General features: G+C 45.2%; 7 protein-coding genes. 3 read left to right on the plus strand and 4 right to left on the minus strand.

Going from position 1 to position 7,411, the window contains the following annotated elements:
• Positions 1–328 precede the first annotated feature (328 nt).
• Positions 329–1,864, minus strand: a complete 1,536-nt coding sequence (locus VNN20_01765; GenBank protein ID HWP90910.1) for a R3H domain-containing nucleic acid-binding protein — start codon at positions 1,862–1,864, stop codon at positions 329–331.
• A 117-nt stretch (positions 1,865–1,981) separates the two neighbouring features.
• Positions 1,982–2,644, minus strand: a complete 663-nt coding sequence (locus tag VNN20_01770; GenBank protein ID HWP90911.1) for a dienelactone hydrolase family protein — start codon at positions 2,642–2,644, stop codon at positions 1,982–1,984.
• A gap of 352 nt (positions 2,645–2,996) precedes the next feature.
• On the opposite strand from VNN20_01770, the gene VNN20_01775 reads away from it, so the two are divergent.
• The gene (locus VNN20_01775) at positions 2,997–3,203 is read left to right on the plus strand and encodes a hypothetical protein (protein HWP90912.1); all 207 of its coding nucleotides are present in this window, start codon (positions 2,997–2,999) and stop codon (positions 3,201–3,203) included.
• A gap of 39 nt (positions 3,204–3,242) precedes the next feature.
• Here VNN20_01775 and VNN20_01780 read toward each other — a convergent pair whose 3' ends face one another.
• A complete protein-coding gene (locus VNN20_01780; GenBank protein ID HWP90913.1) occupies positions 3,243–3,488 on the minus strand; it encodes a hypothetical protein in 246 nt (81 codons plus the stop codon).
• A 185-nt stretch (positions 3,489–3,673) separates the two neighbouring features.
• On the opposite strand from VNN20_01780, the gene VNN20_01785 reads away from it, so the two are divergent.
• Both VNN20_01785 and VNN20_01790 read left to right on the plus strand, forming a co-directional pair.
• On the plus strand, positions 3,674–4,549 hold the full coding sequence (locus tag VNN20_01785; GenBank protein HWP90914.1) for a helix-hairpin-helix domain-containing protein: 876 nt from the start codon (positions 3,674–3,676) through the stop codon (positions 4,547–4,549).
• A gap of 63 nt (positions 4,550–4,612) precedes the next feature.
• Positions 4,613–5,362 (plus strand): DUF72 domain-containing protein, encoded by a 750-nt coding sequence (locus VNN20_01790; protein ID HWP90915.1) that lies wholly within the window; start codon positions 4,613–4,615, stop codon positions 5,360–5,362.
• 279 nt (positions 5,363–5,641) lie between these two features.
• Here VNN20_01790 and VNN20_01795 read toward each other — a convergent pair whose 3' ends face one another.
• Positions 5,642–6,100 (minus strand): YbhB/YbcL family Raf kinase inhibitor-like protein, encoded by a 459-nt coding sequence (locus tag VNN20_01795; GenBank protein ID HWP90916.1) that lies wholly within the window; start codon positions 6,098–6,100, stop codon positions 5,642–5,644.
• Between the last annotated feature and the right edge of the window lie 1,311 nt (positions 6,101–7,411).

Raw genomic sequence — 7,411 nt, forward strand, 5'->3', positions numbered from 1 at the left:
CGATTAAACTCAGTATGAGCGGATGCGTGCATCCGCTGCTAATGAGAAAAAAGCTCGTTCGTCCTGAGCGAAGCCGAAGGGCGAACACCTCTGGCTTTAAAATATGTTTGAGGAAGTGAGAGGTTAGAAGAGATTGCAATGACGCTGCGAGGAAAAGCCTGTTTATTGTAGTGGTGAATCTCGTGTTCTCCGTTTAAAGAACCGAAGCAAATACAGGATTTGCCTCTACACGATTGAGAGAGCAAAGGTATGTTATCTAGGAGACGTCATTGATGGCCACTCTGCGTTAGTTGAGGTACTGTTTATCGATCCGGGTCAGGTTTCCCAGTCAGCTCCGTCCAACTGGATAAATTACCACCCGGCGCATCGGTTCATGCCCCTTACTCTCGGAGAAGAGTCCATACCTTTCCACTAGTCGATGCTGTAGGCCTCGAATATAATTATTATGAGGTTGCAGTTCTACGGGCTGCTGTTCGGAAATCACTTTATTAATTGCTTCCTCGACTTCGTGTAAAGCGGCTTCCTGCTCATCCATGTAATCGGTCTCTTCGAAAACATTTCGCAAAAAATCCAGGATAAATTTTAATGTATCGCCTTTAATGGTATGGATTGCCGTACCATGGTCGGTAGCTCGACGAAGCTTCTGTGGGAGGTTTTTTTCTCGGCCCCTGAGTGTCAGAATGAAATCGGCCTGCTCCAGGTTGGCAGTCACGTAAGCAGGAACCCGCAATTCGCGGATTGCCCGTTCCAGACGTTTCCTGGTCACGCCATAGGGATAGATTCGGATTATTTTTTTCTTATACTCGTCCGTCGGGGTTTGCCTAGGGGTAAGGGCGGTTGTTGGTTGAGTTGACGGGGGAGATAGAATTTCTATCTCCCCGTCCTCCTTTCTCAACCTAACCTCCGGGCTGGGTAAAACGCCGCGTAGGAATTGGTCCACTATGGTCACCACATCATGATGTATGGCAAAACGGTCCTTATTTTGGATCTCCACTACTACATCGAAGGTGGGGGGTGCCTTGCGCTCAAGGATGGTCTTTTGGGTCCCCCGGCGCTTGGCCTCCTCATCACTCAACGTCACCGGCTGAATACCACCTACTAGATCGACCAGAGTGGGGTTGAGGATAAGATTTTCCAGAGAATGCCCATGGGCGGTGGCAATAAGTTGAACTCCCCTTTCGGCGATGGTTCGGGCAGCGATAGCCTCGGCTTCGGTGCCGATTTCGTCGATTATGATTACCTCCGGCATGTGGTTTTCTACGGCTTCGATCATCACCGCATGTTGCCTATCCGGTGATAGAACCTGCATTCGCCGGGCACGGCCGATGGCCGGATGAGGAATATCGCCGTCTCCGGCAATCTCATTCGAGGTATCAACCACAATGACCCGTTTCTCTAACTCGTCAGACAAAACCCTAGCCGCCTCTCTTAGCAGGGTTGTCTTGCCCACGCCGGGCCTGCCCAGGAGTAATATATTCTTACCCGATTTAATAACGTCCTTGATAATATCCACCGTCCCAAAAACAGCACGCCCGACCCGGCAGGTGAGCCCGATAACCTCGCCCAGACGGTTCCGGATGGCCGATATGCGGTGTAGTGTGCGTTCAATCCCGGCACGGTTATCCAGGGTGAACATACCAATCTGGCTTATTACGTATTGAATATCCTCACGACTGATGGATATGCGGTCAAAATAAAGGGCTTTGTCTACGTACCGCACTTCTAGTTGCCGCCCTAAATCGAGGACGATCTCCACGAGATTTTCAGAATTGCCTTGTTCAATGATGACCGCCTTGATCTGAGGCGGTAAGACCTCTATAAGCAAGTCCAAATTATCCGTTATTCTGTGTTCCCGGTTGGCCATAGTGAAATTATATCAAAGCCAAGCCCACTATTACAATTAAGATAGGGATTTCCCAAATTGCAAGTCCTCAAGATTGTTGTAAGATCACAGGATAATATGCTAAGTCCATGTAATTATTTAGCGTCTAGCCAGGTCGATATTTAGATATTTAGTGAACCATTCTGCTGCTAAGCGAGCTACTTCTTCTAGTGTTCCTGGTTCTTCAAAAAGATGACTTGCCCCGGGGATTACTTTTAGCTCTGTTATATTCTTCATGTGCAGCATCGCATCACGGTTTAGCTTGAGTACGAAGCGGTCATTTCCTCCCACGATAAAAAGGGTAGGTGCCAGAACCTGTCCCAGAGCCTTCTTTGCCAGGTCGGGACGTCCTCCCCGCGAGACTATGGCCTTAACTTCCTCGCCTAATTCTGCGGCAGCCATGATTGCGGCAGCCGCTCCCGTGCTTGCACCGAAATAACCGACTTGAGGGGAGCTGGTACGAACTTGATCCTTTACCCATATAGTGGCTGCTTTCAGGCGGCGACCAAGAAGAGGAATATCGAAGCGGTTTTCATAAATTAGGTCCTCTTCTTTGGTAAGGAGGTCAAAGAGGAGAGTGCCGAGCCCAGCAGATTGTAATACCCGGGCCACGAATACGTTTCTAGGGCTCAGGCGCGAGCTACCGCTTCCATGGGCAAATATCACTACCCCTTTTGCTTCCTTCGGAAGGTTGATTTCCCCCTCGAGGGTTACGGAGTCGGCTGGTATTTCTATCGGGATTCGAGATTCTCCTCTGGCCATATCTTTGCTCCGGCTTTTTCTTCATGGTTGGAGAACATACCCAAGATTATTTGGCTCTCCCTGGGTTTAAATGTTTCAAATGGCATGCCAGCACTAAATAACCTAATTCATCGGGAAAACTATAACTTCTATAGTTATTTCAGGTACTGGACTGTAAGATGTCTTAGATTCTGACAGATAGATTTTTATCTATGGGCAATGGGTTTGTACAAATCTCAAATAGTTCGGGGGGATCAGGCCCGATTTCTAAAATGGTATGTGGCTTGCTAATATTTGATAATAGACCCTTCGATTAAACATGATTTAGAAAGTCATATGCTGGTGTATGTCAATAAAATAAAAGGAGATAGTTATGAAAAAAGTCGTCAAGACTAAGCCAGCCGCTGGACGTACCAGGAAGAGGAAATTAACCCTAGATGTTATCTTTGAGAAGCTTGATGAAATAACACAGAGACTGGATATGATTGAGAACGATTTAAGAGAGCTTAAGGGGATAGCCTATCCTAAGAGCGAACAAGAGGAAAGGGAATCTGCACCGGAGTTTTTCATGCAAAAATGACGCCCAAACTAGGGAAATAGCTCTTCAATGGGACTCATCCTAATCTTCTTCGTATCCATACTCACTAGATGTTAATAGCTCTTGTAGTCTTTCATCAAACAACTCCTCATTTACATCATGGGGAAAGTAAAATTCCGTCTTGTGATAATAAGAATCGCCCTCCGTCCGTCCGGTCTTCTGCAGGGTGGGAATTCCGAAGTCGCTACAGGCTTCCTTTAGGCAGCTATAGAAGAAATTTGTGTTGTACCGCCCCACATCACCATCTACATACCATTTTGTTTTCATGAGATTCTTCTCCCTAGCTTAAGGAGTTTATTCTAAAGTGAGCCTTACTTAACATCGCCTTTTTATGATACAGTTTGTAAAATAAATAATAAAAAACCCGACTACTTAACGTAAGATATTATAAACTCTAGAGTTATATGTTCAAATAATCTAGGAGAAAGATTACGATTTTGAGGGGTTAAGGGTTGCGAATAACTAACGATGAAATTGCCGATGTACTCGAGCGCATTTCGGTCTTGCTCGAAGCGCAAGGTGCAAGCCCGTTCAGGGTGCGTGCCTACAACGCTTCCGCCAAGACCGTTCGTGAAAACCCCCGGTCCGTGGCTGATATCCTGGAGTCAGAGGGAACGGAGGGTTTGGAGCTTCTCCCGACAATCGGTAAGAGCATAGCATCTGTAATAGAAGAATACGTGCATACTGGACGTAGCTCTCTACTCGAACGCCTGGAGGGGCAGGTATCTCCGGAGGACCTCTTCACTACGGTGCCTGGAATAGGTGAGGAACTGGCCAGGCGAATTCATCGGGAGCTAAACATCGATACACTGGAGGAACTCGAGCAAGCCGCTCACGACGGGCGTTTGGAGACGCTTTCCGGTTTTGGTGAGCGACGGGTTCGGGGAATTAGAGACACTCTTGCCGGTATGCTTGGCCGTTCGGTGCGCCGGCGGGCTCGAAGGTTACGTTTGAAAGAAACCCAAGACATGCCGGGGGAGCGTCCGTCTATAGGGAACATACTGATGATAGACGAGGAGTACAGAAGGCGTGCGGAGAGAGGTGACCTTCCTAAGATTTCACCGCGCCGCTTCAATCCAGAAAAAAAGGCATGGCTTCCTGTACTACATTCTGAACACGACGGCTGGTCTTTTACTGCTATGTACTCTAACAGTGCTTTGGCCCATGAACTGGGAATGACCCGGGACTGGGTAATAATCTACTACGAGCGTGATGGTCAGGAAGACCAGTGCACCGTGGTTACTGAACGGCGGGGCCGACTGGCCGGCAAGCGGGTTATTCGAGGACGCGAATCTGAGTGCCTGGCTTTTTATGAAAAAAAGTTCTAGAGGGTATGGGCGGTCTTTTTACAGGAAATAACGGAGAAGGGGTTTAAGGAGCCGGTTTCTTATATGGGGAAACTATATGTCGGAACCTCGGGTTGGGTTTACGGTGATTGGAATGGGATATTCTATCCCGAAAATCTATCCTCAAAAGATAGACTAAGATACTTCTCCCAGCATTTTAAGACAGCGGAGATAAATTATTCCTTTTATCATCTGCCTAAGCCTGAGACATACAAGAATTGGTATAACCAAACCCCCGCAGATTTCGTCTTTGCGGTAAAGGCCAGCAGGTACATAACCCATGTCAAGCGGCTTAAGGGCGTGAAAACTGCTTGGAAAAGATTTTTGGGTAATGCGCTCCACCTCAGGGAGAAGTTAGGCCCGATTCTCTTTCAATTCCCACCGAGCCTTAAAGTAACGCCGGAAAACACGAAGAGACTAGGAGACTTTCTCGAATTCATAATCGGGCCAAGCCTGAGGATTGCTTTTGAATTTCGCCATAGAAGCTGGTGTGATGAAAAGGCTTATGAGACTTTGAGGAAGCACAAAATTGCCTGGGTAATTTCGGATTCTTCTCGGTATCCTAAAGCAGAAGCTGTAACTTCGGATTTTGTTTATATAAGGATGCACGGTCCGAAATCCCTTTTTAGCTCCAAATACACAGATGAAGAATTGAAGACTTTAGCTCAAAAAATTAAAAATTGGTTGAGCAAAGGGCTTGATGTTTATGCCTATTTTAATAACGATTTCCAGGGATACGCCATTCAAGACGCTAAGGAAATCTTGAGATTATTGGCAGAGTATAAGGAGGTATAACCCTTCTATCCAAGGCTTATAAGTGAAGAGGCGGTGCTGGTGCTTATTTTTACCCATAATATCCGCTACGAAACTTCTTTTTGTGTTGAAGGGGTAATGATTGACCGATGTGTCAACTATGTCCTTAGACTCAAACTATCCTTGGGGGAGATGACGTTTCTATTTTTCTTTAAGCAGACTGGGAGTATACAACTTCTAGGGCGTTATACCCGATACGTTATACTCCTTAACCCCAGGGTCTCTTTCTTTCGTCGGCGCGAGAAGTATTAGGAAATTGGATTACCTCTTGTACCTCCCCATCAATTGGCCTTTCGCCAGGATATGACCCTCCATCGCCTTTAGTAATTCGGCCTTAGTGGCTCCAGCCTCAAGATTAATTTCATTATCCAGAGCATAGAGCTTAAAATAATATCTATGCGTGCCACCTGGCGGGCATGGTCCGCCATAACCAATTTTGCCAAAATCATTTCTTCCTTGTTGTGCCCCATTTGGGAGTGTCTGTTGAGGTGGTATATTCTCAGTTAACTCCTTTGTGTTTGCGCGTAAATTAAAGATAACCCAATGTACCCACGTTCCCCTAGGTGCATCCGGGTCATCGCAAATAAGTGCAAGGCTCTTTGTTCCCACGGGAACGGAATCCCACGATAGAGGAGGAGAGATATTCGGACCATCGCATGTATACCGCTTCGGTATCATGCCTCCTTCCTTGAATGCTGTGCTGCTAATCGTGATTTTCATTTTCTTCCTTTTTTATTTTTATCTTTATTACGATGAATTCCATAATTTTATAAATCTATGTTCATTGCTGTGCTTTTCTGTGTGAAGAAGCATGAATAAGGAAATCTGGCATAAAGCATAATATACTGTTTTCTACTTCTTAGGCCCTTCAGCGTAGTGAGCCATTCCCGATACATCGATTACCACTATAGGTTCGCTTCCAACGACCCAAGCATCATGACCAGAGGGAGCATCGATACATCACCTGGACCAAACTCTTCTTCTGTACTGTTATCCATTCGTACCCTCAATCTTCCTGAAACGTGATACTGTGTGTGCGGAGCCTCGCGGCTTTTGGTTTTGACCATAGGTTTAACCGATTCTGACCACTTCCGACCCGGCTCAAGGGTAGCTCGACCAAATATAATACCTCCAACTGTAACCAGCTCAAGTTTCCCTTTGGGAAAAGCACGTGTCTGGAGAGCTTAGACTTTTTTTCTGCATGCTGGCCATATTGCATTCCTTCTTACGTGATTTATTGTATAATGCCATTGTTTCACAAACCACAGACTCTTGTCAACATAACATATAGTTTTTTTAAGTGGCTGACTTTATGACAAGACAAATACTTCCTAAGCGCTCACACAAGGAAAGTCCGCACATTTATAGCCCTTCTCAACCGATCTCATGTGTACTATTAAGGATCTGCATGAAGAACATATTTTAGGGATTTAGAGGAAGTTTCACTATCATCAGAAAGAGGTAATGGACAGAGGTTTGATGGTAATGAGAATATGAGAGTTGGACTTAGCTTAAGGGTTATTCTGCGTATTCGTAGAGGGTAGAAGTATCAGGAGTTGAGATAGAATCTTAGCTTATTTAGTGTTTTCACTGGCCAAATGGTGTCTGGGATTTATGGTAAGAGATAGCTTGTGAGACAATGATTTCAGCGATAAAGAGAAAGTTTAGGGATGTATAATAAAGAGGGGAGAGAAAAATAAGAAGGGAATTGCATCGCTTATGGCTATAGCTTATAACATCCATGTGAAGGAAATAAGGAAAATACTTTCGTTATACTTCTCTTTAATCTACAGCTACAGATGCTTGCGACAAAGCATAATATATTTATAAAAAGAGGATTGGGTAATGATTAATGGAAAAATTGTTTTTATTCTCTTTTTAATAATTATTGGGATAATATCAAAAAGTGTGTAAAAGTATTTGCAGGCGGCGAATCCTTTTATATCTTTTTAGCTGAGAAAACAAAAAAGAAAGGAGACGCCACCCATGGGAAAGCATACCGAGAAGAAGGCAGAGAAATCAAGAGTAACC

This window comes from Thermodesulfobacteriota bacterium, from assembly GCA_035559815.1.
Lineage (GTDB): Bacteria > Desulfobacterota_D > UBA1144 > Nemesobacterales > CSP1-2 > DATMAT01.